26 protein-coding genes are annotated in these 23,969 nt (G+C 66.8%); 12 read left to right on the forward strand and 14 right to left on the reverse strand.

Annotated elements, in window-relative coordinates:
- Positions 1-86 precede the first annotated feature (86 nt).
- From AC13FN_RS13030 to AC13FN_RS13060, 7 genes are all read right to left on the reverse strand, one after another.
- The gene (locus AC13FN_RS13030) at positions 87-1,517 is read right to left on the reverse strand and encodes a replicative DNA helicase (protein WP_010486827.1); all 1,431 of its coding nucleotides are present in this window, start codon (positions 1,515-1,517) and stop codon (positions 87-89) included.
- 212 nt (positions 1,518-1,729) lie between these two features.
- The gene (locus AC13FN_RS13035) at positions 1,730-2,290 is read right to left on the reverse strand and encodes an NADPH-dependent FMN reductase (RefSeq protein ID WP_043401598.1); all 561 of its coding nucleotides are present in this window, start codon (positions 2,288-2,290) and stop codon (positions 1,730-1,732) included.
- 66 nt (positions 2,291-2,356) lie between these two features.
- On the reverse strand, positions 2,357-4,300 hold the full coding sequence (gene asnB, locus AC13FN_RS13040) for an asparagine synthase (glutamine-hydrolyzing) (RefSeq protein ID WP_197644666.1): 1,944 nt from the start codon (positions 4,298-4,300) through the stop codon (positions 2,357-2,359).
- Positions 4,301-4,303: 3 nt separating this feature from the next.
- Entirely contained in the window at positions 4,304-6,583 is a 2,280-nt protein-coding gene (locus AC13FN_RS13045) for a thiamine pyrophosphate-dependent enzyme (RefSeq protein WP_217013764.1), read from the reverse strand.
- Positions 6,584-6,660: 77 nt separating this feature from the next.
- Positions 6,661-7,317, reverse strand: a complete 657-nt coding sequence (locus AC13FN_RS13050) for a glutathione S-transferase family protein (RefSeq protein ID WP_043401620.1) — start codon at positions 7,315-7,317, stop codon at positions 6,661-6,663.
- Positions 7,318-7,472: 155 nt separating this feature from the next.
- Entirely contained in the window at positions 7,473-8,021 is a 549-nt protein-coding gene (locus AC13FN_RS13055) for a GNAT family N-acetyltransferase (protein WP_049434866.1), read from the reverse strand.
- 124 nt (positions 8,022-8,145) lie between these two features.
- Positions 8,146-8,988, reverse strand: coding sequence for a glycine zipper 2TM domain-containing protein (locus tag AC13FN_RS13060; protein ID WP_100447141.1), 843 nt, complete (start codon positions 8,986-8,988; stop codon positions 8,146-8,148).
- 163 nt (positions 8,989-9,151) lie between these two features.
- Between AC13FN_RS13060 and AC13FN_RS13065 the strand changes: the two genes are divergently transcribed.
- Both AC13FN_RS13065 and AC13FN_RS13070 read left to right on the forward strand, forming a co-directional pair.
- Positions 9,152-9,370, forward strand: coding sequence for a DUF6116 family protein (locus AC13FN_RS13065; RefSeq protein ID WP_010486812.1), 219 nt, complete (start codon positions 9,152-9,154; stop codon positions 9,368-9,370).
- Entirely contained in the window at positions 9,367-10,140 is a 774-nt protein-coding gene (locus tag AC13FN_RS13070) for a TatD family hydrolase (RefSeq protein ID WP_217013767.1), read from the forward strand. Before AC13FN_RS13065 ends, AC13FN_RS13070 begins: the two co-directional genes overlap by 4 nt.
- A gap of 33 nt (positions 10,141-10,173) precedes the next feature.
- Here the strand turns inward: AC13FN_RS13070 and AC13FN_RS13075 are convergent, their stop codons facing one another.
- On the reverse strand, positions 10,174-10,998 hold the full coding sequence (locus AC13FN_RS13075; RefSeq protein ID WP_010486808.1) for a tRNA threonylcarbamoyladenosine dehydratase: 825 nt from the start codon (positions 10,996-10,998) through the stop codon (positions 10,174-10,176).
- A gap of 80 nt (positions 10,999-11,078) precedes the next feature.
- Here AC13FN_RS13075 and AC13FN_RS13080 point away from each other — a divergent pair, with 80 nt between their 5' ends.
- Together AC13FN_RS13080 and AC13FN_RS13085 are read left to right on the forward strand one after the other, a co-directional pair.
- Complete coding sequence (locus tag AC13FN_RS13080) at positions 11,079-11,513, forward strand: hypothetical protein (protein WP_054172151.1); 435 nt, start codon at positions 11,079-11,081, stop codon at positions 11,511-11,513.
- A 136-nt stretch (positions 11,514-11,649) separates the two neighbouring features.
- On the forward strand, positions 11,650-12,144 hold the full coding sequence (locus AC13FN_RS13085; protein WP_010486804.1) for a glycine zipper 2TM domain-containing protein: 495 nt from the start codon (positions 11,650-11,652) through the stop codon (positions 12,142-12,144).
- A 72-nt stretch (positions 12,145-12,216) separates the two neighbouring features.
- Here the strand turns inward: AC13FN_RS13085 and AC13FN_RS13090 are convergent, their stop codons facing one another.
- The gene (locus AC13FN_RS13090) at positions 12,217-12,426 is read right to left on the reverse strand and encodes a cold-shock protein (RefSeq protein WP_010486802.1); all 210 of its coding nucleotides are present in this window, start codon (positions 12,424-12,426) and stop codon (positions 12,217-12,219) included.
- Between the two features lie 235 nt (positions 12,427-12,661).
- Here AC13FN_RS13090 and AC13FN_RS13095 point away from each other — a divergent pair, with 235 nt between their 5' ends.
- From AC13FN_RS13095 to arsC, 3 genes are all read left to right on the forward strand, one after another.
- The gene (locus AC13FN_RS13095; RefSeq protein WP_010486801.1) at positions 12,662-13,147 is read left to right on the forward strand and encodes a DUF456 domain-containing protein; all 486 of its coding nucleotides are present in this window, start codon (positions 12,662-12,664) and stop codon (positions 13,145-13,147) included.
- 119 nt (positions 13,148-13,266) lie between these two features.
- Positions 13,267-14,421 (forward strand): phospholipase A, encoded by a 1,155-nt coding sequence (locus tag AC13FN_RS13100; RefSeq protein ID WP_049434855.1) that lies wholly within the window; start codon positions 13,267-13,269, stop codon positions 14,419-14,421.
- The gene (gene arsC, locus AC13FN_RS13105) at positions 14,421-14,762 is read left to right on the forward strand and encodes an arsenate reductase (glutaredoxin) (protein ID WP_043401582.1); all 342 of its coding nucleotides are present in this window, start codon (positions 14,421-14,423) and stop codon (positions 14,760-14,762) included. Before AC13FN_RS13100 ends, arsC begins: the two co-directional genes overlap by 1 nt.
- Positions 14,763-14,835: 73 nt before the next feature.
- Here arsC and AC13FN_RS13110 read toward each other — a convergent pair whose 3' ends face one another.
- The 4 genes from AC13FN_RS13110 to AC13FN_RS13125 all read right to left on the reverse strand — a co-directional run bounded on the left by AC13FN_RS13110 (position 14,836) and on the right by AC13FN_RS13125 (position 17,971).
- Positions 14,836-15,471 carry a glutathione S-transferase family protein gene (locus AC13FN_RS13110; protein WP_049434853.1) on the reverse strand — a complete coding sequence of 212 codons (636 nt, stop codon included), beginning with the start codon at positions 15,469-15,471 and terminating at the stop codon, positions 14,836-14,838.
- Between the two features lie 58 nt (positions 15,472-15,529).
- Entirely contained in the window at positions 15,530-15,865 is a 336-nt protein-coding gene (locus AC13FN_RS13115) for a hypothetical protein (RefSeq protein WP_049434852.1), read from the reverse strand.
- A gap of 75 nt (positions 15,866-15,940) precedes the next feature.
- The gene (locus AC13FN_RS13120; protein WP_217013771.1) at positions 15,941-16,336 is read right to left on the reverse strand and encodes a hypothetical protein; all 396 of its coding nucleotides are present in this window, start codon (positions 16,334-16,336) and stop codon (positions 15,941-15,943) included.
- 117 nt (positions 16,337-16,453) lie between these two features.
- The gene (locus AC13FN_RS13125; protein ID WP_180866331.1) at positions 16,454-17,971 is read right to left on the reverse strand and encodes a FumA C-terminus/TtdB family hydratase beta subunit; all 1,518 of its coding nucleotides are present in this window, start codon (positions 17,969-17,971) and stop codon (positions 16,454-16,456) included.
- Between the two features lie 147 nt (positions 17,972-18,118).
- On the opposite strand from AC13FN_RS13125, the gene AC13FN_RS13130 reads away from it, so the two are divergent.
- From AC13FN_RS13130 to AC13FN_RS13150, 5 genes are all read left to right on the forward strand, one after another.
- Complete coding sequence (locus tag AC13FN_RS13130; protein WP_197644657.1) at positions 18,119-19,015, forward strand: RNA polymerase sigma-70 factor; 897 nt, start codon at positions 18,119-18,121, stop codon at positions 19,013-19,015.
- Positions 19,016-19,051: 36 nt separating this feature from the next.
- Entirely contained in the window at positions 19,052-19,501 is a 450-nt protein-coding gene (locus AC13FN_RS13135) for a carboxymuconolactone decarboxylase family protein (RefSeq protein WP_054172155.1), read from the forward strand.
- A 442-nt stretch (positions 19,502-19,943) separates the two neighbouring features.
- A complete protein-coding gene (locus AC13FN_RS13140) occupies positions 19,944-21,815 on the forward strand; it encodes an ABC transporter ATP-binding protein (RefSeq protein WP_197644655.1) in 1,872 nt (623 codons plus the stop codon).
- 79 nt (positions 21,816-21,894) lie between these two features.
- Positions 21,895-22,674, forward strand: coding sequence for a ferredoxin--NADP reductase (locus AC13FN_RS13145; protein ID WP_049434844.1), 780 nt, complete (start codon positions 21,895-21,897; stop codon positions 22,672-22,674).
- Positions 22,675-22,785: 111 nt separating this feature from the next.
- Positions 22,786-23,343 (forward strand): TlpA disulfide reductase family protein, encoded by a 558-nt coding sequence (locus AC13FN_RS13150; protein ID WP_230080607.1) that lies wholly within the window; start codon positions 22,786-22,788, stop codon positions 23,341-23,343.
- Positions 23,344-23,378: 35 nt separating this feature from the next.
- Here the strand turns inward: AC13FN_RS13150 and AC13FN_RS13155 are convergent, their stop codons facing one another.
- Complete coding sequence (locus tag AC13FN_RS13155) at positions 23,379-23,858, reverse strand: glutathione peroxidase (RefSeq protein ID WP_049434839.1); 480 nt, start codon at positions 23,856-23,858, stop codon at positions 23,379-23,381.
- Positions 23,859-23,969: the final 111 nt, after the last annotated feature.

The raw sequence follows: 23,969 nt of genomic DNA on the forward strand, positions 1-23,969 counted from the left end.
TCATTTACACGCCACATACGGACGTTTGGTGTTTCGAATGGTTTGTCGGCCAGGAGGAGGTTGCCGGACAGCGGCCGGCACGCCTGTTACTCGAACGAGCCGACCGAATCGTGGGCCAGGTTGTCGAAGCGGGTGTATTCGCCGAAGAACTTCAGCTTGCACGAACCGGTCGGGCCACCACGGTGCTTGCCGATGATGATCTCGGCCAGGCCCTTGTCCGGCGAATTTTCCTTGTTGTAGTAATCGTCGCGGTAGATGAAGACGATCATGTCCGCATCCTGCTCGATTGCGCCCGATTCGCGAAGGTCGGCCATCACCGGGCGCTTGTCGGTGCGTGTTTCCAGCGAGCGGTTGAGCTGCGACAGCGCGATCACCGGCACGTGCAGTTCCTTGGCCAGGCCCTTCAGCGAACGCGAGATCTCCGAGATTTCGGTCGCGCGGTTTTCACTGTTGCCCGGCACGCTCATCAGCTGCAGGTAGTCGATCACCACCAGGCCCAGGTCATGCTCGCGCTTGAGGCGGCGGCACTTGGAACGCAGCACCTCCGGCGACACGCCCGGCGTATCGTCGATGAAGATCTTGGTTTCCTTCAGCATCTTGATCGCGCTGGTGACGCGGCTCCAGTCCTCGTCTTCCAGCTGGCCGGTACGCAGGCGCTGCGCGTTGATGCGGCCATTGGAGGAAATCAGGCGCATCGCCAGCTGCGATGCCGACATTTCCATCGAGAACACCGCCACGCCCTTCTTCGACTTGATCGCCGCGTACTCGGCGATGTTCAGCGCGAAGGTGGTCTTGCCCATGGCCGGGCGCGCAGCCAGGATGATCAGGTCGGTCGGCTGCAGGCCGGAGGTCATCGCATCGAAATCGTTGTAGCCGGTCGGCAGGCCGGTGATGTTGCCGCCGTTCTCGAAGCGGCTGCGCAGCTCTTCGAAGGCATCCTTCAGTGCACCGGGCATCGCCACGAAATCGGTACGGCCGCGTGCGCCCTGTTCGGCGATGGCGAACACGCTCTTTTCCGCCGATGCCAGCAGCTCGCTGCTCTCACGGCCCTCGGGCTGGAAACCATCGTTGACGATGTCGGTGCCAACCTGGATCAGCTGCCGCAGCACTGCCTTGTCACGCACGATCTCGGCGTAGGCCACGATGTTGGCCGCCGACGGCGTGGTACTCGCCAGCTCGATCAGATAGGCACCATCGCCCACCAGTTCCATCTTGCCCTGCGATTCGAACCACTCGCCCAGGGTCACCGCATCGAACGGCCGCTCGCGCTCGGACAGCTCACGGATCGCGCGATAGATCATCTGGTGGTCGCGGCGGTAGAAATCGCCTTCGGTCAGCTGGTCATTGACCCGGTCATAGGCCTCCGGAGCCAGCATCAGGCCACCCAGCACCGCCTGCTCGGCTTCCACCGAATGGGGCGGTACCCGCAACTGGTCGATGCGCGACTCGTCGCGATCGCGATCGAAGCCATCACCGCGCTCTCTGCGGTTGGAACGGAAGCCGGGGCGAGCGGACATGCTGCGGTGTTTCCTGCAAAAGTGGGCCGGACGAGTGTAGGCATGCGCCGACCCCGGCGGCCATGGACAAGCCTGTGGATAAGCCGTGGAGAAACGGGGGATATCCGCCGGTGCCTGGCCAGATTGGCGTGGGGGCGTCGCACTGCCTGCGACGGGCGCCGTTGCGGCACCCGAGCGGGCATTATCGCAGATGGGGGTGGCAACCGCTGGCGTCAATCGCCCTTGACGTGAACCGCGATCAGCGCCAGGAACCGGTCCACATAGCCCTGCAGGAACTTCTGCGTGCCTTCGTTGTGGATCGAGCCATCGGCATCGATCAGGCCGTCCTTGAAATGAATGAACGCCTCGGGCTGGCCGAGCACGTGCATGTCCAGGAAGGCCAGGCTGTTGCGCAGGTGCTGCTGGGCCACGGCGGTGCCGATCTGGCCGATGGAGGCGCCGATCACCGCCGCCGGCTTGCCGGCAAACGCGCTGTCGCCATACGGGCGCGAGCCGATATCGATGGCGTTCTTCAGCACGCCCGGCACCGACCGGTTGTATTCGGGGGTCACGAACAGCACCGCGTCGGCGGCACGGACCTGGTCCTTCAGCCGGGTACCCTGCGCCGGATAGTGCCCATCGAAGTCCTGGTCGTACAACGGCAGATCACCGATCTGCACGTACTGGAAGCGCGCACGGTCACCGGCAATCTTCTCCAGCGCATGGGCCAGTTTGCGGTTGCAGGAATCCTTGCGCAGGCTGCCGACGAACACGGCGATGGTGGGGACGGACATCGGGATTTTCTCCTCACGGTGCGGGAGGCCCAGCCTAGACGCCGGGTCCGTGCCGTCCGGTGAAGATCAGCCGCCGGTCACGCCCGCGCGCACCTGCCGCCAATGTGCCTGCCAGGCCTGGAACATCAGCACGTTCCACAGATGGGTATGCCACTTGCGCTGGCCGCCGAGGAACTGCTGCCACAGCGGCTGCACCGCCGCCGCCGACAACACGCCCTCCTGCTCCAGCCGTGCGGGCTGCAGCAGGTCTTCGGCCCACGGCCGCAGGTCGCCCTTCAGCCAGTCGCTGACCGGCGCACCGAATCCGCGCTTGGGCCGGTGCACCATCGACTGCGGCACGTAGCGGCCAAGAACGCGCTTGAGCAGCACCTTGCTGGTGGTTTCGCTGCGCTTGAAGCCCAGCGGCAGCGACCAGGCGAACTCGGCCACGCGCCAGTCCAGCAGCGGCGCGCGTGCCTCCAGGCTGACTGCCATCGAGGTGCGGTCGACCTTGCACAGCAGGTCATCCGGCAGGTAGGTCACGTAATCGGCCAGCATCATCGCGTCGGCCGGTGTGCCGGCGCCGTGCAACGGATCGGCCAGGTCGTAGAAGCTGCCGGCAGCCTGTGCGCCCGGCACTGCCGCCGTCGGGTCGCGCCAGCGCGAGATGCGGTTGCGGTACACGTCACCGATGCCACGCGCGCCGGACTCGGCCAACAGCGCGGCCAGGCCGCCGGTACGCGAGGCCTCGCCCTGCTGCTGGGAGCGCGCGCCCATCCAGCGCCGCAGCGGCCCCGGCACGCGGCCCAGCATCTGCCAGTTGCGCAGCGCTCGCACATAGCGGGTATAGCCGAAGAACAGCTCGTCACCACCATCGCCGGACAGCGCGACGGTTACGCCCTGCCGCGCCAAGCGGGCGACCAGCGCGGTCGGCACCTGCGAGGCATCAGCGAAGGGTTCGTCGAACATCGCCGGCAACTGCGGCACCACCGCCAGTGCATCGGCACCGCTGACGTAGAGTTCGGTGTGGTCACAGCCCAGATGCGCGGCCAGTTCCTTGGCCAGCGGCGCCTCGTCGTGGCCCGAACCGGTGAAGCCGATACTGAAGCTGTGCACCGGCTGACCGCTCTGTGCCTGCATCAGCGCGGCCACCAGCGATGAATCGGTGCCGCCGGACAGGAACACGCCCACCGGCACGTCGGCCACCATGCGCAGCGCCACTGCGTCGCGCAGCAGCCCGTCCAGCTGTTCCTCGGCCTCCTCGATGCGGCCCTGGAACGGCGCAGCCAGCGCCGCCTGCATGCGTGCTCGCGCATCCCAGTAGGGGCGCTGCGCCTGCTCCGGGCGGTGCGCCGATGCCCCCGCCGCGACGGCTTCGGCATCCAGGCGCAGCACGCGCCCCGGCATCAGCTTGTAGCAGCGCTGGTGGATGCTGTGCGGGGCCGGAATGTAGTCCAACCGCAGCAACAGGGTCAGTGCGTCGCGATCGATGTCGTTGTCGAAGGCCGGGTGCTGCCACAGCGCCTTCAGTTCGGAACCGAACACCAGGGTGTCACCGGCCCAGCCGTAGTACAGCGGCTTCTTGCCAACACGATCGCGGGCCAGCCACAGGCACTGCTGCTGGCGGTCCCACAGCGCGATGGCGAACATGCCGTTGCAGCGCTGCAGGGTGTCCTCGATGCCCCACTGCAGGATCGCTGCCAGCAGCACCTCGGTGTCGGAGTGGCCACGGAAGGCATGCCCCAGCGGCTCCAGTTCGGCACGCAGGGCGGCGAAGTTGTAGACCTCGCCGTTGTAGGCCATCACGTAGCGACCATCGGATGAGGCCATCGGCTGGTGGCCCAGCGGCGACAGGTCGAGAATGCTCAGCCGACGGTGCGCCAGCGCGATGCCTGCCCCGGCATCGGCCCAGCTGCCGCCATCATCCGGCCCGCGGTGGTGAAGCGCCTCGCCCATGGCCAGAACCTGCGCCTGCAGCACTTCGGCCGACGCCACAGGCGCCGGCAACAACATTCCCGCCAATCCACACATGCATCAAGGTTCCTGCGCCAGTTCAAGGGCGGCGCCAATCACCGCATTGTCGCTTGGAAGCCCGAACATTGCTGCCCCCGCCAGCGGGGTATAGGTATCGGCACCGCAGACCCGGCGCAGCGGCAGGTGGCCGAAACCGGCCTCGACCAGTGCCGTGACCACGCCCTCGCCCACCCCGCCACTGTGGCGGCCCTCGTCCAGCACCAGCACCCGCCGTGCACTGGCGGCCTGGCTGGCGATGAAGCCGGCATCCAGCGGCACCAGCCAGCGCAGGTCGACCACCCGCACCTGCCAACCCAGCTGCTGCTCGATCGCCCGCGCCGCGCGCAGCGCCATCGGCACGCCGTTGCCATAGGTGTAGACCACCAGGTCGCCTGCCTCCGGCGCATAGACCCGGCCTTCACCCGGTACCAGCGCCTGGCCCTGGTCCGGGTAGTCGAACAGCCACTGGCCATCGCCCGGCTCATGCAGGTCCTTGCTCATGTACAGTGCGATGGGCTCCAGGAACACCGCCACACGTCCATCCACCCGGGCCAGCGCCGCCAGCGTGCGCAGCATCATCACCGCATCGTCGCCACGCGACGGGCAACCGACCACCAGGCCGGGAATGTCGCGCAGCGCCGTGATTGAATTGTCGTTGTGGAAGTGGCCACCGAAGCCCTTCTGGTACCCCAGCCCTGCCACCCGCACCAGCATCGGATTGCGGTACTGGTCATTGGAGAAGAACTGCAACGAACACGCTTCGCCGCGCACCTGGTCGATGGCGTTGTGCAGGTAGGCCAGGTACTGGATCTCCGGAATCGGCAGCATGCCCATGTTGGCCAGGCCCTGCGCCATGCCCAGGATCATGGTCTCGTCCAGCAGGGTGTTGAACACCCGACGTGGGCCGAAGCGGCGCAGCAGATCCTTGGTGACGGTGTAGACACCGCCCTTCTGCGCGACGTCCTCGCCGAACAGCAGGCTCTGCGGATACTTCGCCAGCAGCTCCTGCAGGCCGTGGTTGATCTGGATGGCGAGGTGCCGTGGCGCCTGCCGCTCAGGCAGGGTCTCCGCACCGCCATACAGCGCTTCGCGCGTCTCGGCAGACACCTCGCGCCGCGCTTCGGCCTGCACCGCCGCCGGTGTGTACGGCGCCAGCGGCGCCATCACTTCCTGCAGCGACTGCAGCGTCGGGTGGCCTTCGGCGTCGGCGGCCGCCGCCATGCAGCGCGCGCGCATCGTTTCGTAGGCCACTTCGATGGCGGCTGCATCCATCCAGCCCGATTCCATCGCGATCTGCGCCGAGCGCAGCAGCGGATCCTGCGCCTCGGCCGCGCACAGCTCCGGCAGCGCGCGCCATTCCACTTCAAAGTCAGTGCCGGCATGGCCCATCAGGCGCGTGGTACGCAGATGCAGGAAGGTCGGCCGCCGCGTGCGCCGACAATGTTCCACCGCGGCCTGCACCTGGGCGTGCCCGGTGGCCAGGTCCAGGCCATCGGCGAAGAAATAGTCGAGCCCCGGCTGCCGGCTGAAGCGCTCGGCAATCCAGCCGTCCGGCGTCTTCACCGAAATGCCCAGACCGTTGTCCTCGCAGACGAACAGGATCGGTGCAGGCAGCTTCTGGTAGGCCGACCACATCGCGGTATTGAAGGCGGTCTGCGCGGTGGCATGGTTGGCCGAGGCATCGCCGAACGAGCACAGCACGATGCTGTCGGTGGGAACCGGCAGCGCCTGCCCCAGCCGCTTGCCGCTTTCGATGGCCAGCGCGGTGCCCAGCGCCTTCGGCAGGTGCGAAGCAATCGTCGAGGTCTGCGGCAGCACCCACAATGGCTTGCTGCCCCACACCTTGTGGCGGCCACCGCTGGCCGGATCATCCGCGCTGGCGGCGAAGGACAGAGCGGCATCGCGCAGCGGGTCGATACCCGGCACCTGGCGCGAACGCTCAGCCATGAAGGCACCGGAGCGATAGTGCAGGAAGGCGGGATCGGTATGCCGGCAGGCCCGCGCCAGCAGTGCATTGCCTTCATGGCCGGAGGAACCGATGGTGTAGAAGACCTTGTTCTGCACGCGCAGCACGCGTGCCATCAGGTCCAGCTGGCGGCTGGCCAGCTGCGAGTCGAACAGTTCGCCGAAAGCAGCGCCGGTGAGCGTGCTGCCCGGCAGGATCGGCGCATCCGGTGCCGGGCGCGGGCGCGGGGTGCCGCGCCAGCCACGCACCGCATCGAGGAAGTTGACGTCGCACACTTCGGCGCGGTTGAGCACGCGCATGCGTGCGGGAATCGGATCTGGAACCACAGCGAACATCGAACACCCTCCGTGTCGTTGTTGCATTCCGCCGGGCATGGCCCGGCGCTACCCTGTGGGGGTCACCTTGGCGAGAGTCACGCGGCCTCGAATCGCGAGCGCACTTCGGCGGTCACCGCCGGCATCGGAAGGAAGCGCGGCTGCTCACGCACGCGCTGCAGCCAGGCGCGAACTTCCGGGAATGGTTCCAGGCTGATGCCGCCCTCGCCCGCCACATCGGTATAGGCAAACAGGGCGATATCGGCGATGCCGTATCCGCTTCCGGTGAACCACTGCGCCTGGCGCAGGTGCTGCTCCATCACCGCCAGCGCGGTGGCGGCGCGCTCGTGCAGACGTGGCAGTTCGGCGCGGCGCGGCGATTCGGGCGCGGTCCAGCCGCGGATGAAGCGCGCCACTGCCACGCACGGCTCGTGCGTGTACTGCTCGAAGAACATCCAGCTCAACGCCTGCGCGCGCTCCCAACCATCAGTGGGCAGGTACGGCGTGCCTTCGGCCAGCCAGAACAGGATCGCGTTGGATTCGGTCAGCACGCGGCCATCGTCGCGGACGATCAGCGGCACCTTGGCATTCGGGTTGAGCGCCAGGAATTCGGGGGTATGGGTCTGGCCGTGGGCACTGTCCACTTCCACCCAGCGGTAACGACTGCCGAGTTGCTCCAGCAGCAGGCGGACCTTGTGGCAATTGCCCGAGACCGACATGCCATGCACCGTCAGCGGGACGCGCTCTTCCACCATTGCCTGCTCCATCACGTCCGGCCGGCGGCCGGTTGCGTGCAGTCTGGCAAGCACGCCGGTGAATGCCAAGCGCGGGTGCAGCATGCGGACAATCTGTAGAGCCGAGCCCATGCTCGGCTGCTGTGCGCCAGATGCAGCCGAGCATGGGCTCGGCTCTACAATGGCGAACGGCGCTGCCGCCATTGCTCGCGCGACTGGCCCCAGATCTGCATCGGCTTGTCGTTGTACGGCGCTGGCAACTCCCCCATGCGCAGCATCGTGCTGCCGAGCTTGCGCGCGACCGCCCGCGAGTTGTCGTTGTTCTCGGCGATGGTGTGGATCACCTCATCCCACCCGAGCGTGTCGAACGCCCAGTCGATCGCGGCGACCGCAGCTTCCGGCGCATAGCCCCTGCCCCAGCTGGCATGGCGGATGCCCCAGCCAACCTCGGTACCGGGCCAGTCCTGCGGTTGCCAGGGACCCATGCGCCCGATCCAGTCACCGCTGGATTTCTCGATCACGCTGAACATCGAGAAGCCGAACAGCTGCCAGGCGCCAGCCAGGCTGCAGAAGCCACGCCAGGCCACCGAAGGCGGCTGCACGCCACCGAGGGTGCGCATCGTTTCCTCGTCGGCGCAGAACGCCAGGTAAGGTTCGTAGTCCTCGCGCAGCAGCGGGCGCAGGATCAGGCGCTCTGTTTCGATGCGCAGGTCGAAGATGCTCATGCCGACTCCATGTCGAAGGGGCCACCATGATGGTGGATTCCGCGTCCACACGGATGAATGCCCGCGCTCACAAAAGAACGGGCCGGCATGAGCCGGCCCGTCGGGTACAGCAGGGTGTTCTGGATTACTGGCGCGTGGCCGCAGTGGCGCCGGCAGCAGCGGTCTGCGTGACCAGCTGGCCATCGACCACCGGCAGGCGATCGCTGGCCGGCTTGTTGTCCATGCGCACGGTCTTCTCGGCGCCGTCGTAGCGGTAGGTCACGTTGTAGCCCTTCACCACGTCGTTGGTGCCCATGGCGATGCGGTTGCCCGGCTTGCTGGCCATGCGCATGGTGCCGGTGGTGCCGTCCTCGTTGCGGTAGGTCACGTTGTAGCCGGTAACGCGGCTCGACTCGGAGGTCGCGGTCTCGGTGTGGCACTGGCGCTCGGTGCGGTTGACCACGCGGCCACCCACATGGCGCTTGTCGATCTGGTTGCCGATGAAGCCACCGGCCACGGCTCCGGCCGCGGTCGCGGCCTTCTTGCCGTTACCACCGCCAACCTGGTTGCCGAGCAGGCCGCCGACCACCGCGCCGACCACGGTGCCGCCGACGTTGCCGTCACGCTCCGGCAGGCGCTCCTGCACGGTCACGTCCTGGCAGACTTCATGCGGGGTCTGGGTCGTGGAGGTCTCGCGCACCGCATCGGTGCCGATCACGGTGGCGTAGGCCTTCTGCTTTTCGGTGATCGGGTCGACCTTCAGCACATCGGCATATTCCAGCCCACGCGGTGCCGACGGGTCGAGCGTGTCACCACGCGCGCCATCGTCAGTGGCGTTGCCATCGACCAGGCGCGATTCGCCATTGGGGGTTCCGGCGCTGATGGAATCAGGCGACGTGTCGCCGCTCTTCATGAAGGCGGCGGTGGCGATACCACCGACCAGCAGCGCGCCCGCTGCGACCAGGACAGTTGTAGTTGTGCTTTTCATGACCTGCTCCTTGCGGACCATCCGCAACGTTCTCGGACCAGATTGCAGCATGCGCTGCCTGAACGGAATCTCCACATTTCCTGCTCATTCCCGTAACCCATTCAGCATCGGGAAATGCTGGGCCCGTGGTAGCGTTTGCATATTCCCCAGGAGGACCCCCGCCATGGCCAACCCGATGCTGCTGCCGGTACTGCAATGGGCGCGCCGGCTGCGCTACCCCACCCTGTTCAAGCTCACCGCAGGCCTGTTCGTACTGACCCTGTTCATCCCCGACCCGATCCCGTTCGTCGATGAACTGGTGCTCGGCTTCGGCACCCTGCTGCTGGCCAACTGGAAAAGCCGCAACACCGCCACGGCGCCGCCGTCGCTGGAACAGCGTTGAGCCTGCTGGTCGACAGCCACTGCCACCTCGATGCCGGCGAGTTCGAAAGTGACCGCGCCGCCGTGATCGCACGCGCGCAGGCCGCTGGCGTGCGCCTGCAGGTGGTGCCGGCGGTGACCGCGGCCAGCTGGCCGAAGCTGCGCGAGGTCTGCCAGCAGGCGCCGGGGCTTTACCCGGCCTACGGCCTGCACCCGATGTTCCTGTCCGAGCACCGGCCCGGCCACCTGCCGCTGCTGCGCGAGTGGATCGAGCGCGAACGCCCCTGCGCGATCGGCGAATGCGGCCTGGACTTCTTTGTCGAAGGCCTGGATGCAGAGGCGCAGCAGGCGTACTTCATTGGCCAACTGCAACTGGCCCGTGAGTTCGAGCTGCCGGTGATCGTGCATGCACGGCGCGCAGTGGACGTGGTGATCGCCGCGATCCGTCGCATCGGCGGCCTGCGCGGCGTGGTGCACAGCTTTTCCGGCAGCCCGGAACAGGCGGCACAACTGCACCGGCAGGGCTTCCTGCTCGGGCTCGGCGGCCCGTTGACCTACGAACGCGCGCAGCGCCTGCAGCGGCTGGTGCGCGACATGCCGCTGGAACAGCTGCTGCTGGAGACCGACGCGCCCGACCAGCCTGACGCCGGCATCCGCGGCCAGCGCAACGAACCGGCACGGCTGGCGGTCATCGCCCGCCACGTGGCCGCGCTGCGCGGGATGGAGCTGGACGCAGTGGCCCAGGCCACGACGGAGAACGCACGACGCCTGTTCGCGCTGCCGGCAATGTAACGGTAGGTGCCGGCCGTTGGCCGGCACGATCCATCACACCTCGCTGGCCTCTACCGCTTCGGCCTTCACTTTCTTCGGCTCCAGCAGCATTTCCAGCGCCTTGCCCACCGCCGCGAACGCGAACGCGCCAGTGATATGGGTCGCCGCACCCAGGCCGGCGCCGCAGTCCAGCTTCAACGCCGCATCGGCGCCGAGGTTCGGGCGGATGCCGCAGACGCTGCCATCGGCCTGCGGATACTTCACGTTCTCCAGCGAATACACTGCCGGCACACCGAAATAGCGCTTGGCGTTCTTCGGGAAATTGAACTCGCTGCGCAGCTTCTTGCGGATCAGCGCCAGCATGGCGTCGTGCTCGGTGCGCGAGACGTCGCGGATGCGCACCAGGGTCGGATCGGTACGGCCACCGGCGGCACCGACGGTCAGCAGCGGCAGCTTGCGGCGGCGGCACCAGGCAATCGTCTCGACCTTGACCCGGAAGCTGTCACAGGCGTCGATCACCAGATCGAAGCCCCGGTCCAGCAGCTCGGCCATGTTGGACACGGTCAGGAACGCCTGCACGGCATCGACCTCGATGTCCGGGTTGATCGCACGGCAGCGCTCGGCCATCGCCTCGGCCTTGTTGCGGCCGTAGTTGCCTTCCATCGCCGGCAGCTGCCGGTTGGTGTTGGAGACGCAGATGTCATCGGCATCGATCAGGGTCAGGTGGCCGACCGCCGAGCGGGCCAGCGCTTCCACCACCCATGAGCCGACGCCGCCCATGCCCACCACCGCCACGCGACTGCCCTGCAGGCGCTCGAGCGCACCCACGCCATACAGCCGTTCGATGCCGGCGAAGCGTTGTTTGACCTGTTCGTTCATCCCGCTATTTTAACGTGCAGGCGCCAGCGCCTGCAGCGCGCCAGCATCGAACCCACCGTTGCACGCCCGGAGAGCCCGCCATGAACGCCAGCCCACCCCGCCGCCCGTCCACCGCCTACCGCTATCTGTTCGTGCTCGGCCTGGGACTGTTGATCGGCCTGATCGCCACGGTGATGGTGGGCCGCGCCCTGCAGGCGCGCCGCGACCCCTTCCCGGACAGCCTGATGCAGGTGATGCAACGGCAATCGCAGCTGCTGCAGCAGGCCCAGCAGCAGAACCGCTGCAGCCTGGCCGACAGCGTGCCGCGCCTGCAGGCCCTGCGCCTGCTGTCCAACGACCTCGATCTGGCCTTTCCCGGGCTGAAGGACAACGCGCAGTTCCAGCAGCACGCCAGCCAGCTGCGCGGCAACCTCAACGCCGCCCTGGCCGCGCCGCCCAGCGACTGCACGGCCCTGGCCCAAGTGGTGGAAACCGTGCAGGCCGACTGCCGCGTCTGCCACCAGGACTTCCGCTGAGCCGCATTCATCCTGCAGCCGGGCAAGGCACGCACGGTTGGCGCGTCGTTCACGTTCAAAAGGGGACGATTCGTCCACCCTGCTGCATGACGCAGTACCACCCCAGACACCCGCCTTCACGGCCAGGAGACGCCCCATGAAGATCCAGCTCATTGCCGCCAGCGCCATCGCTACCCTCGCCCTGGCAGGCTGTGCCACCTCGCCCGGCTACGGCGGTGGTGGTTACAACAACGGCTACAACAATGGCGGCTACGGCAACAATGGTGGCTACAACCAGGGCCGCTGCGCCGACTGCGGCATCGTCACCCGCATCAACACCGTGCAGTCCGGCCGTACCGCGCCCAGCGCGACCGGTGCCATCCTCGGCGGCATCGTCGGCGCCGTGGCCGGCCATGAGATCTCCGACCACACCGGCGGCAGCCGCGGCAACAAGAACATCGCCGCCGCTGCAGGCGCGGTCGGTGGCGCGCTCGCCGGCAACCAGATCCAGAAGAACGTGACCAGCGATACCTACGACATCAGCGTGCGCATGGACGATGGCCGCACCATCGTGGTCAACCAGCGTGACCTCGGCGGCATCCGCGAGAACACCTACGTGCGCGTGGTCAACGGCAAGGTCATCCTGCGCTGATCCGCACCGGGCCAAGCGCAACGAAAAAGGCCCGCTTGCGCGGGCCTTTTTCATGCCGACAGGCGGCGGGTATTACACCGGCTGCACCTTGTCAGCCTGCAGACCCTTCTGGCCCTGCACGACTTCGAAGCTCACAGTCTGGCCTTCCTTGAGGCTCTTGAAGCCCTGGGTCTCGATGGCGCGGAAGTGCACGAACACGTCCTCGCCATTCTGCCGGCTGATGAAGCCGAAGCCCTTCGCATCATTGAACCACTTTACGGTACCGGTCTCGCGATCAGCCATCTCACTAACTCCCTTTGACTCTCTCTTGTTGTTGGAAACGCCTGGTGGGCGGCTGACAAGCAAGGGGGAAGCGAGGTGCATCGATGCAGCGGATCGGGAAGATCTTGCTTCATCAGGCCACGATCCACGGTGACCTTGCCAAGCTCAGCGACTGCAACTTAACCCGCCCAAAACGAAAAAGCAACTGGCAAAATCTTTCACTGTCAACCCCAAAACGGCCACCATACGGGACAGCATGGGACTCTCATTCATCTTATATCTGCTAGCGGTCATTTTTGTCCTGGTCGGCATCGCCGGAATCATCCTGCCAGCCCTTCCCGGCATCCCGCTGGTATTCATCGGACTGCTGCTGGCGGCCTGGGCCGACGGCTTCGCCCATGTGGGCTGGCCAACCCTGGTCGCACTGGGTGTACTGACCGTGCTCTCGCTGTTGGCGGACGTGCTGGCCACGGTGGTGGGCGCACAACGGGTGGGCGCCAGCCGGAAGGCGCTATGGGGCACGTTCGTCGGCAGCATCGTCGGCCTGTTCTTCATGCCGATCGGCCTGTTCGCCGGCCCGTTGATCGGCGCCCTGCTCGGCGAGTACTGGCACACCCGCGAGCTGGGCCGCTCGACAAAGGTCGGCCTGGCCACCTGGCTCGGCATCCTGCTCGGCCTGGCGCTGAAGCTGGCGGTGGTGATCGCGATGCTGGGGCTGTTCGCCTTCGCCTGGTTCCTGTGACCGGCGCAGCCTTCACGCTACACGCACGCAGTGGCCGTGCATAAACCGTGGGGGCTGGCCGCGATCCGGTACAGCCGCCACACTGTGCGATTCCCGTATTCACCGAAGGGCCTGCTGGAATGACCCTCCCCCCGCTGCTTCCCCGCCTCGCGCCGCTGGCGCTGGCCCTGGCCAGTGCGCCGCTGGCCGCGCAGGAGTTCGTGCCCAGCACCGACACCTCGCCGGCGGCGTGTGCCGCCATCACCACCGACGCCGCGCGCCTGGCCTGCTATGACCGCCTGTTCGCGCACACCCCGCAGGCCACGGCCGCTGCCGACGCCGCTGCCGAGGCAGCCGCGCAGGCCCGTCGCGAAGAGCGCCAGACCGCACGCGTGAGCCAGGGCGAAGAGAAACTGCGCGAACGGGTCAGCGACCTGTTCCGTCCGGCGGCACCGGACAGCGCGCTGGCCAACGCCGGCCGCGGTTCGCTGCTGGACAGCCGCTGGGAACTGGCCGAGGACTCCAAGCTGGGCCCATTCCAGCTGCGTGCCTACAAGCCGGTGTACCTGCTGCCGGCGTTCTGGACCAGCGACCGCAACACCACGCCGCATTCGCCGAACCCGGCCAACACGGTCACCACCCCGCAGGTGCTCGACAGTGCCGAACTGAAGTTCCAGATCAGCTTCAAGACCAAGATCGCCGAGAACCTGTTCGGCGACAACGGCGATATCTGGGCCGGCTACACCCAGAGTTCGCGCTGGCAGGCCTACAATGGCGAGGATTCGCGCCCGTTCCGCGAAACCAATTACGAGCCGGAAGTGATGATGGTATTCCGCAACGGCTACTCGATCGGTGGCTGGCGCGGGCGCATGACCGGCATCGCACTGAACCATCAGTCCAACGGCCGCGCTGATCCGCTGTCGCGCAGCTGGAACCGGGTGATGCTCAACATCGGCCTGGACCGTGAGAACTGGGCGCTGGTGCTGCGCCCCTGGTACCGCATTCCCGAGACCCGCAGCGACGACAACAATCCGGACATCGAGGACTACATGGGCCGCGGTGACGCGACCCTGACCTGGAACCGCAACGGCCATGAAGTCTCGCTGATGGCACGTCATTCGCTGCGTACCGGCAGCCGCTCGCACGGCGCCCTGCAGCTGGATTACGGCTTCCCGATCAGCAACCTGCTGCGCGGCCATGTGCAGGTCTTCGATGGCTATGGCGAAAGCCTGATCGACTACAACCACAAAGCCACCTACGTGGGTGTGGGCGTGTCGCTGCTGGAGTGGTTCTGATGGACGTGACGATCTGGCACAACCCGGCCTGCAGCAACTCGCGCGGCGCACTGAAGCTGATCCGCGATGCGGGCTTCGATCCAGTGGTGATCGAGTATCTGGGCAACCCGCCGGACGTGGCCGCGCTGCGCCAGGTGCTGGCCGAATCCGGGCTGGACGCGCGTGATCTGGTGCGCAGCAAGGAAGCGCAGTTCGCCGAACTGGGCCTGGAAGATGCGGACGAGGCCACGTTGCTGGCCTCGATGGCCGAACACCCGCGCCTGATCAACCGCCCCGTGGTGCGCACGCCCAAGGGCACCCGGCTGTGCCGCCCACCGGAAACGGTGCTGGAGATCCTCTAGCCCGAAAAAGGGGACGGAGGGAATTAAGTCGTTTGTGCACAAACGACTTAATTCCCTCCGTCCCCTTTTTCGGTTATCGCCAGTCGGTGATGCCCTCGCGGCGATACACCTCGGCAAACGCCGGGCGCGCCTTCATCGACGTGGCATGCGCCTTCAGCACCGGCCAGGTGTCGCTGGGCTTTGGCATGTTGCGCGACCAGCGCATCAGCATCACCAGCATGTAATCGACCACGCAGGGCGTGGCGCCCAGCAGGTAGGGACCATGCACCTGCAGGTGCGTGGCGACATGCTGCCAGGCGGCTTCAAGGCGCTGACGGGCCATCTCGCGGCTCGCCTCGATATTCGCCTCCCCCGCCATTTCATGCGGGTAGAACCAGGCGCGATAGGCGGGCTGCAGCGTATTGGCACACCAGAACATCCACCGGTAGGCATCGGCACGCTGTGGCGTACCCACCGGGGGCAGCAGGTTGGCGTCCGGATGGCGATCAGCCAGGTACAACGCAATGGCCGCCGCTTCGGTCAGTACCAAGCCATCGATCAGCAGCGTCGGCACCACACCGGCCGGATTCAGCGCCAGGTACTCCGCCGACTTGTGCTCGCGCGCGTCGAAATCCAGCAGCACCAACTCGTGCTCGATGCCCAGCTCGATCAACAGCCAATGCACCACGAGGGCGGCGGTGCTGGTCGAACCATACAGCGTGGTGCTCATGCGGAAGATCCTGTGCAGGTGGATCCGCCGATTATGCGCCCGCGCGCGCGATCGTTGCTCAGCCGCAGCTGCTCATGCAGGAATCCCGGCGTTCGCCACAGGACATCATCGGCGCGCGCATCGTGCAGTCATGCGCCTTCAGCTCGCAGGCACGGCGCAGCTCGGGGTTGGCGACATCCTTGCAGCGCTTGTCCGGCGCGGGCACCGCCTGCTGCTCGCAGCTGAAGTCGCTGCTGCCGATACTGCCCCGCGCCATGCAGCTGCGATAGTCGGCCTGGCACTGCATGCGGCACTGCGAGGAGGCGGAGAAATCCGCACCTTCATAGGATGACGTTGTGCTGCAGCCGGCCAGGACCAGCAGGAACACAGCCGCGACGGATCGATGCAGGCGCATGGGCACATCCAGTGCAGGGATGTGCCGACCCTAGCAGACTACGGTTACTCGTGCAGGCACCGACGCGTGCCGCGATCAGTACACGGGAATACCGGTGTCGGTGCGGACTTCATTCACGGTACCGCCGCAGGAGAGCAGGCACTGGGCGTACGGGGCACTGCATGAAGGAAGCGCTGGGGGACCGCAGTAGTTGCCGGCACCGTTGCCCCCTTCGCAGTTGTGCCGCTGCTTGTCGTCGGCGATACCACTGCAACCGCTGATGATCCGGCTCTTCTCGCTTTCGCAGCTGCGCTGGTCCGACTCGGCACGGGCGCGGTTGTGGAAGTCGCATGTCGCCTTCTGGCTCTCGCAGACCGACGCGCAGATCCTCCCCGCTTCGTGGGTGGGTGGTTCGACGAAATAACGTGGCCCGCAGGCGCTGCACGCCAGCGTAGCGATCAGCAACACGGAAACACGCGACCACTGCAGCACGATGGACTCCCTTTCAGTACGCCGGCCAGTACGTTAGCAGAGCAGGCCGCGCACGGGCAGGCTGCACACAACAACGGCGCCACACGGGCGCCGCTGTCTGGACACTGGGTGGAAGGATTACTCCACCACCACCGGAATCTTGCCGATGCGGGCCTGCCATTCGCGCGGGCCGGTCTTGTGTACCGATTCGCCGGTGGAATCCACTGCCACGGTCACCGGCATATCCTGCACGGTGAACTCGTAGATCGCTTCCATGCCCAGGTCGGCGAAACCGACCACTTTGGCGGCCTTGATCGCCTTGGACACCAGGTACGCCGAACCACCGACGGCCATCAGGTAGGCCGACTTGTTGTCACGGATCGCCTCGATCGCCGCCGGGCCGCGCTCGGCCTTGCCGACCATGCCCAGCAGGCCGGTCTGCTCCAGCACCTGACGGGTGAACTTGTCCATGCGGGTCGCCGTGGTCGGGCCGGCCGGCCCCACCACCTCGTCGCGCACCGGATCGACCGGGCCGACGTAGTAGATGAAGCGACCCTTCAGATCGACCGGCAGCGCCTCGCCCTTGTTGAGCATGTCGACCATGCGCTTGTGCGCGGCGTCGCGCCCGGTCAGCAGCTTGCCGTTGAGCAGCAGAGTCTGGCCCGGCTTCCAGCTGGCCACGTCTTCCGGCGTGATCGTGTCCAGGTCCACGCGGGTGCCCTTGGACGAATCGTAGGTCAGCTTCGGCCAGTCCTCCAGCGACGGCGGGTCCAGCATCACCGGGCCGCTGCCGTCCAGGGTGAAGTGCGCGTGGCGGGTGGCCGCGCAATTCGGGATCATCGCCACCGGCAGGTTGGCCGCATGGGTCGGGTAATCGTTGATCTTGATGTCGAGCACGGTGGTCAGGCCGCCCAGGCCCTGCGCACCGATGCCCAAGGCGTTGACCTTCTCGTACAGCTCCAGACGCAGCTCTTCGATGCGGTTGGACGCACCGCGGGCCTGCAGCTCGGTGATGTCGATCGGTTCCATCAGCGCTTCCTTGGCCAGCAGCATCGCCTTCTCGGCGGTACCGCCGATGCCGATGCCGAGCATGCCCGGCGGGCACCAGCCGGCGCCCATGGTCGGCACGGTCTTCAGCACCCAGTCGACGATCGAGTCGGACGGGTTGAGCATGGCGAATTTGGTCTTGGCTTCCGAGCCACCGCCCTTGGCGGCGACGATCACGTCGACGGTGTTGCCCGGCACCACCTTCACGTTGACCACGCCCGGGGTGTTGTCCCTGGTGTTGATGCGCTTGCCGGCCGGATCAGCCAGCACCGAAGCGCGCAGCTTGTTGTCCGGGTGCATGTAGGCGCGGCGCACGCCTTCATTGGCCATGTCCTCCACGCCCATGGTGGCGTCATCCCAACGCACGTCCATGCCGATTTCCAGGAACACGGTGACGATGCCGGTGTCCTGGCAGATCGGACGGTGGCCTTCGGCGCACATCCGCGAATTGATCAGGATCTGCGCCATCGCTTCCTTCGCGGCCGGCGACTCCTCGCGCTCGTAGGCGGCGGCAAGGTTCTTGATGTAGTCGACCGGGTGGTAGTACGAGATGTACTGCAGCGCGTCGGCGATGGACTGGATGAGGTCTTCCTGCTTGATCGATGTCACGTCTTGCTCGCTTGCTCGAGGCTGGCGGGGGTAATCCGCCCATTTTACCCCCTCCCCCGGCCGCGGGGTGGTAGTGCCGGCTGCCGGCCGGCAATATCCGCGCAAGCCCTCTGTCACGCCACGCACCGCTGCGGCGTCCTTGCCCACATGAACGCCGAAACCGCTTTCCAGACCCACCGCCCGCGCCTGATGGCCCTGGCCTACCGCCTGCTCGGCAGCCGCGCCGACGCCGAAGACCTGGTCCAGGATGCCTGGCTGCGCTGGTCCGGCGCCGATCCGGCGGCCGTCCGCGACCCCGAAGCCTGGCTGGTCACCACCACCACCCGGCTCGGCCTGGACCGGCTGCGCGCGGCCAAGCGCGAGCGCGTCCACTACGTCGGCCCGTGGCTGGCCGAGCCGCTGGCGGTCACCCTGGAGCCCGACCCGGCGCCCGGCCCGGCGCAGCTGCATGCGCTGACCGACGATGTCTCGGTGGCCTTCCTGACCCTGCTCGAACGGCTCGGCCCCGAGGAACGCGCCGCCTTTCTGCTGAAGGAGGCGTTCGACCACGACTACCGCGAGATCGCCGACCTGATCGGCCACAGCGAGGCCAACTGCCGGCAACTGGTGCATCGCGCCCGGCAGCGGTTGCAGGCCGGACGACCGCGCTTCAACGCCGATGCCAGCCAGCACCGGCAGCTGCTGGCGCGCTTCATGGATGCCTCGCAGCGCGGCGACAGCGAGGCGATCCAGGCCCTGCTGCACGCCAACGCGCAGCTGGTCTCCGACGGTGGCGGCGTGGTTACCGCAGCAATCCGCCCGCTGCTTGGCGCCGAGCGCATCGGCCGCCTGTTCTGGGCGATCGCCCGCCGTGGTGCCGCGCACCCGGCGCAGCTGGGTTACGTCAACGGCGAACCGGCGATCCTGCGCTTCCATGGCGATCGGCTGCACTCGGTCACCACCATCGAAGTGGTCGATGGCCGCATCGCCAATGTGTACAGCGTGTTGAATCCGGAAAAGCTGCCGGTCGTTGTCACGCGCGGTGACGGCACGGCGTCCTTGTAATGAAAGGCGGCCATCTTGGCCGCCGTGGAGCCGAAAATGTCCGACCACACCTCTCCCCGCGTCCCCTACACCCGCCTGGCCGCCGAGGCCTTCAAGGGCCTGCTGGCCACCAGCAAGGCGGTGCACGAAAGCTCGATCGACCCGACGTTGATGGAGCTGCTGTTCCTGCGTGTTTCCCAGCTCAATGGCTGCGGCTACTGCATGGACATGCACGCCACCACGCTGCGCAAGGGCGGCATCGAGCCACGCAAGCTGGACACCCTGCCCGCCTGGCACGAAAGCCGCTTCTTCGATGCCCGCGAACGCGCGGCGCTGGGCTGGGCCGAGGCACTGACCCGGCTGACCGACGGTGCGCCGTCGCAGGCGGCGTTCGATGCGTTGGCGCCGCACTTCGACGAGAAGGGCATCAGTGACCTGAGCATGGGCATTGCGGTGATCAATGCCTGGAACCGGCTGGGTGCGGGCCTGCTGCCGCCGCTGCCGTAAGAGGCTTTTGTTGGCCGGGCTGCCGCCCGGCACCCGCAGAGGCAACAACCAGAGCAACATCAAAAGCCGGCGCTACTGTGGGTTGGCGGGGCGGGTCAGGTCGCAGGGGACGCTGCAAGTACGTCCATGTAAGCTCGGTCGCCGCTTGCTCGTGTGCGCTGTCCTGCGCACACGGCAACACCGGGGTTGGGCGTCCTGCCCAACCCGCCCGAGGCATGCCTCGTGCCCATGCGGCTCACGCCCCTGCGACCTGACCCACCCCGCCCTCGACAGACTTCTACTGCTGTTGGTAGGTGTCGACCTTGGTCGACACGGCAGATCCACGCCGTGCGTGGATGCGGGAGGGCCGGATCCCTTCGCTTTGCAAAGGGATCTGATCCCGGTGCCGGCCACACGGCTGCACTGACCCCATCTGCACGTATCAGGCGCGCACAATACGCGCATGCCTGCTACCCCCACCGCTGGCGCTGCCGCCACGAAGAAACCCAGCCTGCGCCAGCGCTTCAGGGCCATGCGCAACCTGCCGCCGTTCCTGCGCATGGTCTGGAAGACCAGCCCCGCGCTCACCCTGGCCAGCCTGGGGCTGCGCCTGATCCGCGCGCTGCTGCCGGTGGCGATGCTCTACGTCGGCAAGCTGATCATCGACAGTGCCCTGCACCTGAGCCAGCACGATGCCGGTTTCCCGCCGCTGGGGGAGGCGCTGTCCAGCGGCGTGCTCAATCCACTGCTGGGCCTGCTGGCGCTGGAGTTCGGCCTGGCCATCGCCTCGGACCTGCTCGGCCGGTTGGTCAGCTACGCCGACGCCCTGCTTTCCGAACTGTTCGCCAACGTCACCAGCATCCGCCTGATGGAACACGCGGCAACGCTGGACCTGGAGGATTTCGAGGACCCGGACCTGCAGGACAAGCTGGACCGTGCGCGGCGCCAGACCATGGGCCGGATGAACCTGATGAGCCAGCTGTTCGGCCAGGTGCAGGACGCGATCACCGTGGCCAGCCTCGCCGTTGGCCTGCTGGTCTACGCGCCGTGGCTGATCCTGCTGCTGGCGCTGGCACTGGTGCCGGCCTTCATCGGCGAATCGCACTTCAACGCGGCCGGCTACAGCCTCAACTTCCAGTGGACGCCCGAGCGCCGCCAGCTCGACTACCTGCGCCAGTTGGGTGCCAGCGTGGAAACGGCCAAGGAAGTGAAGATCTACAACCTGCACCGCTTCCTGGTGGAGCGCTACCGGCGCCTGTCGGTGGCGCTGTTCCAGGCCAACCGGGCGCTGGCCCGCCGCCGCGCGTTCTGGGGCACGCTGCTGGCTGCACTGGGCACCCTGGGGTATTACACCGCCTACGCCTACATTGCCTGGCGCACGGTGCGCGGCGACTTTTCGATCGGCGACCTGACCTTCCTCGCCGGCAGCTTCCTGCGCCTGCGCCAGCTGCTGGAAGGCCTGCTGATCGGCTTCTCGCAGGTGGCCAGCCAGGCGCTGTACCTGGATGACCTGTTCTCGTTCTTCCAGATCGAGCCGGAAATCCACTCGCGTGAAGGTGCGGTGCGCGTGCCGCAGCCGATCCGCCAGGGCTTCGTGTTCGAGAACGTCGGCTTCCGCTATCCCGATGCCGAGCAATGGGCGGTGCGCCATCTGGATTTCCAGCTGCACGCCGGTGAAGTGCTGGCACTGGTCGGCGAGAACGGAGCGGGCAAGACCACCCTGGTGAAACTGCTGGCGCGGCTGTACGAACCGGACGAGGGCCGCATCCTGCTCGATGGCCGCGACCTGCGCGACTACGATCTGGACGACCTGCGCGCCAACCTCGGGGTGATCTTCCAGGACTTCGTGCGCTACAACCTCAGCGCCGGCGAGAACATCGGCGTCGGCCAGGTCGAGGCGATGGATGACCAGGCACGCATCGCCGATGCCGCGCGGCGCGGCATGGCCGAGGAAGTGATCGACGACCTGCCCGGCGGCTACGACCAGCTGATCGGCCGCCGCTTCAAGCAGGGCGTGGACCTGTCTGGTGGCCAATGGCAGAAGATCGCCATTGCCCGCGCGTGGATGCGCAATGCGCAGGTGATGATCCTGGATGAGCCAACCGCAGCGCTGGATGCCCGAAGTGAGTTTGAAGTGTTCCAGCGGTTCAGGGAACTGGCGGATAATCGCACCGCAGTATTGATTTCCCACCGTTTTTCCTCGGTACGCATGGCCGATCGCATCCTGGTGCTGGCCGATGGCCGCATCGAGGCCAGCGGCACCCATGAGCAGCTGATGGCCCAGGGAGGACGGTACGCCGAGCTGTTCGAGCTGCAGGCAGCGGGTTACCGCTGAGAACGCCTCTCGTTCCGCCTAATGAGAACCTGTCTCATTTGAGATAGAATCACCCCGACGACTTTCGATAGATACGCCCATGTCCTCCGCTTTCGGCGCCGAAACGGTGCTTGAGGTCCGTCACTGGACCGACGCCTACTTCAGCTTCACCCTCACCCGCGACAGCGGCTTCCGCTTCGAGAACGGCCAGTTTGTGATGATCGGCCTGGAAACCGAGGCGCGGCCGTTGCTGCGCGCCTATTCCATCGCCAGCGCCAACTGGGAAGAGCATCTGGAGTTCTTCAGCATCAAGGTGCAGGACGGCCCGCTGACCTCGCGCCTGCAGCACATCAAGCCGGGCGACAAGGTGCTGGTTGGCAAGAAGCCCACCGGCACCCTGCTGATCAGCGACCTGCACCCGGGCAAGAACCTGTACCTGCTGGGCACCGGCACCGGCATGGCGCCGTGGCTGTCGGTGATCAAGGACCCGGAAACCTACGAGCGCTTCGAGAAGGTGATCCTCTGCCACGGCGTGCGCTACGAAAAGGACCTGGCCTACCGCGATTACTTCGAGAAGGAACTGCGTGAGCATGAGTTCCTGGGCGAGATGATCGGCGACAAGCTGCTGTACTACCCGGCCGTCACCCGTGAACCGTTCGCCAACCAGGGCCGCCTGACCCAGCTGATGGAGAGCGGCGAGATGCAGCGCACCCTCGGCCTGCCGGAGCTGAGCCCGGAAAACGACCGCGCGATGATCTGCGGCAGCCCGCAGATGCTGGCCGACCTGCGCACCGTGCTCGACGCGCGTGGCTTCCAGGTCTCGCCGCGCATCGGCCAGCCGGGCCACTACGTGTTCGAGCGCGCGTTCGTCGAGAAGTAAAGCGCGGGGCACCGCCCCCCGCCTCTGCACCCGACCTGTTGCATGCCCTGCGCATTGCCGGCATGGTCCGCCACACACGGGCCGATGGCCCTCCTGGGGAATACACGGATGATGGACACATGGATCCCGCACCGGATGCGGGCGTGGGCGATTGCCGGTCTTCTGCTGGCGGCGGCTCCGGCGTGGGCTGCGCCGCCCGCCCGTGGCGACGTGCCGCCGCAGGCACTGGGCAGCGACCGCAAGGGCAATCCGGTCAATCTGGCCGAGCAGCGCGGCAAGGTCGTGATCGTGACCTTCTGGGCCTCCTGGTGCGGCCCCTGCCGCAAGGAACTTCCGATCCTGGCCCATCTGCAACAGGTGGTCGGCGAGGACGCGTTGAAGGTCTACGCGGTCAACTGGGGCGAACCCCGACTGGAAGTCAGCCGTCTGATCCGTCAGCGCGACTGGCCGAAGCTGGAGTACCTGCATGATCCCAGCGGCGCGCTGGCCGAGCAATTCGGCATCGTCGCAGTACCCCACATGTTCATCGTCGGCCGCGACGGCACCATCGCCCATGCCCACCGCGGCTACAGCGAGGCCAGCCTGCCGCAGATCATGCAACAGGTGATCGATGCACTGCCCGAAGAGGTGCGCAACCGCGAGGCAGGGGCGGCGCCGCTGGGGCACTGACGCCGTACATCGCCTCCAGCGCGAACAAGGGCGTGTTACAACACCGCTTCGATCTCGTCGCGCAGCTGCTCCGGCTTGGTGGTGGGCGCATGACGCGACACCACCCGCCCCTGGCGATCGACCAGGAACTTGCTGAAATTCCACTTGATACGGGCACTGCCCAGCAGGCCGCGCTTCTCGCGTGACAGCCAGGCCCACAACGGATCAGCCCCCTCGCCGTTGACCTCGATCTTCTCCGACAGCGGGAAGCTGACCGGATAATCCAGCGAACAGAACTGGCGGATCTGCGCGGCGTCGCCGGGCTCCTGCGCGCCGAACTGGTTGCACGGGAAGCCGATCACCACCAGGCCACGCTCACGGTAGTCCTGCCACAACTGTTCCAGCCCGGTGTACTGCGGGGTGAAGCCACAGCGGCTGGCGACGTTCACCAGCAGCAACGGGTGGCCCTGATAACGGGCCAGGGCCTGCGGCTGGCCGTCGAGGTCGCGGAAGCTGAAATCGTAGGCAGTGGTCATGGCAGCGGGCCGTGGGCGGTGGATGCATGGTACCCGCGCCCGGCCCCGGCAACATGCCTTTTGACACAAGTGCAGCCGCGCCGGACCGGGTTACCCTCGGGCCCTTGTTTG

Source organism: Stenotrophomonas sp. 115C5 (assembly GCF_056861055.1).

Excerpts from the sequence above, each read along its gene's own strand:
- AC13FN_RS13060 (WP_100447141.1), bottom strand. The coding sequence starts at position 8,988 with ATGAAAAGCACAACTACAACTGTCCTGGTCGCAGCGGGCGCGCTGCTG.
- AC13FN_RS13115 (WP_049434852.1), bottom strand. The coding sequence starts at position 15,865 with ATGCGCCTGCATCGATCCGTCGCGGCTGTGTTCCTGCTGGTCCTGGCC.
- AC13FN_RS13145 (WP_049434844.1), top strand. The coding sequence starts at position 21,895 with ATGTCCTCCGCTTTCGGCGCCGAAACGGTGCTTGAGGTCCGTCACTGG.
- AC13FN_RS13055 (WP_049434866.1), bottom strand. The coding sequence starts at position 8,021 with ATGAGCATCTTCGACCTGCGCATCGAAACAGAGCGCCTGATCCTGCGC.
- AC13FN_RS13075 (WP_010486808.1), bottom strand. The coding sequence starts at position 10,998 with ATGAACGAACAGGTCAAACAACGCTTCGCCGGCATCGAACGGCTGTAT.
- AC13FN_RS13155 (WP_049434839.1), bottom strand. The coding sequence starts at position 23,858 with ATGACCACTGCCTACGATTTCAGCTTCCGCGACCTCGACGGCCAGCCG.
- arsC (WP_043401582.1), top strand. The coding sequence starts at position 14,421 with ATGGACGTGACGATCTGGCACAACCCGGCCTGCAGCAACTCGCGCGGC.
- AC13FN_RS13150 (WP_230080607.1), top strand. The coding sequence starts at position 22,786 with ATGGACACATGGATCCCGCACCGGATGCGGGCGTGGGCGATTGCCGGT.
- AC13FN_RS13030 (WP_010486827.1), bottom strand. The coding sequence starts at position 1,517 with ATGTCCGCTCGCCCCGGCTTCCGTTCCAACCGCAGAGAGCGCGGTGAT.
- AC13FN_RS13085 (WP_010486804.1), top strand. The coding sequence starts at position 11,650 with ATGAAGATCCAGCTCATTGCCGCCAGCGCCATCGCTACCCTCGCCCTG.
- AC13FN_RS13065 (WP_010486812.1), top strand. The coding sequence starts at position 9,152 with ATGGCCAACCCGATGCTGCTGCCGGTACTGCAATGGGCGCGCCGGCTG.
- AC13FN_RS13110 (WP_049434853.1), bottom strand. The coding sequence starts at position 15,471 with ATGAGCACCACGCTGTATGGTTCGACCAGCACCGCCGCCCTCGTGGTG.
- AC13FN_RS13050 (WP_043401620.1), bottom strand. The coding sequence starts at position 7,317 with ATGGTGGAAGAGCGCGTCCCGCTGACGGTGCATGGCATGTCGGTCTCG.
- asnB (WP_197644666.1), bottom strand. The coding sequence starts at position 4,300 with ATGTGTGGATTGGCGGGAATGTTGTTGCCGGCGCCTGTGGCGTCGGCC.
- AC13FN_RS13130 (WP_197644657.1), top strand. The coding sequence starts at position 18,119 with ATGAACGCCGAAACCGCTTTCCAGACCCACCGCCCGCGCCTGATGGCC.
- AC13FN_RS13095 (WP_010486801.1), top strand. The coding sequence starts at position 12,662 with ATGGGACTCTCATTCATCTTATATCTGCTAGCGGTCATTTTTGTCCTG.
- AC13FN_RS13135 (WP_054172155.1), top strand. The coding sequence starts at position 19,052 with ATGTCCGACCACACCTCTCCCCGCGTCCCCTACACCCGCCTGGCCGCC.
- AC13FN_RS13035 (WP_043401598.1), bottom strand. The coding sequence starts at position 2,290 with ATGTCCGTCCCCACCATCGCCGTGTTCGTCGGCAGCCTGCGCAAGGAT.
- AC13FN_RS13045 (WP_217013764.1), bottom strand. The coding sequence starts at position 6,583 with ATGTTCGCTGTGGTTCCAGATCCGATTCCCGCACGCATGCGCGTGCTC.
- AC13FN_RS13100 (WP_049434855.1), top strand. The coding sequence starts at position 13,267 with ATGACCCTCCCCCCGCTGCTTCCCCGCCTCGCGCCGCTGGCGCTGGCC.
- AC13FN_RS13140 (WP_197644655.1), top strand. The coding sequence starts at position 19,944 with ATGCCTGCTACCCCCACCGCTGGCGCTGCCGCCACGAAGAAACCCAGC.
- AC13FN_RS13090 (WP_010486802.1), bottom strand. The coding sequence starts at position 12,426 with ATGGCTGATCGCGAGACCGGTACCGTAAAGTGGTTCAATGATGCGAAG.
- AC13FN_RS13080 (WP_054172151.1), top strand. The coding sequence starts at position 11,079 with ATGAACGCCAGCCCACCCCGCCGCCCGTCCACCGCCTACCGCTATCTG.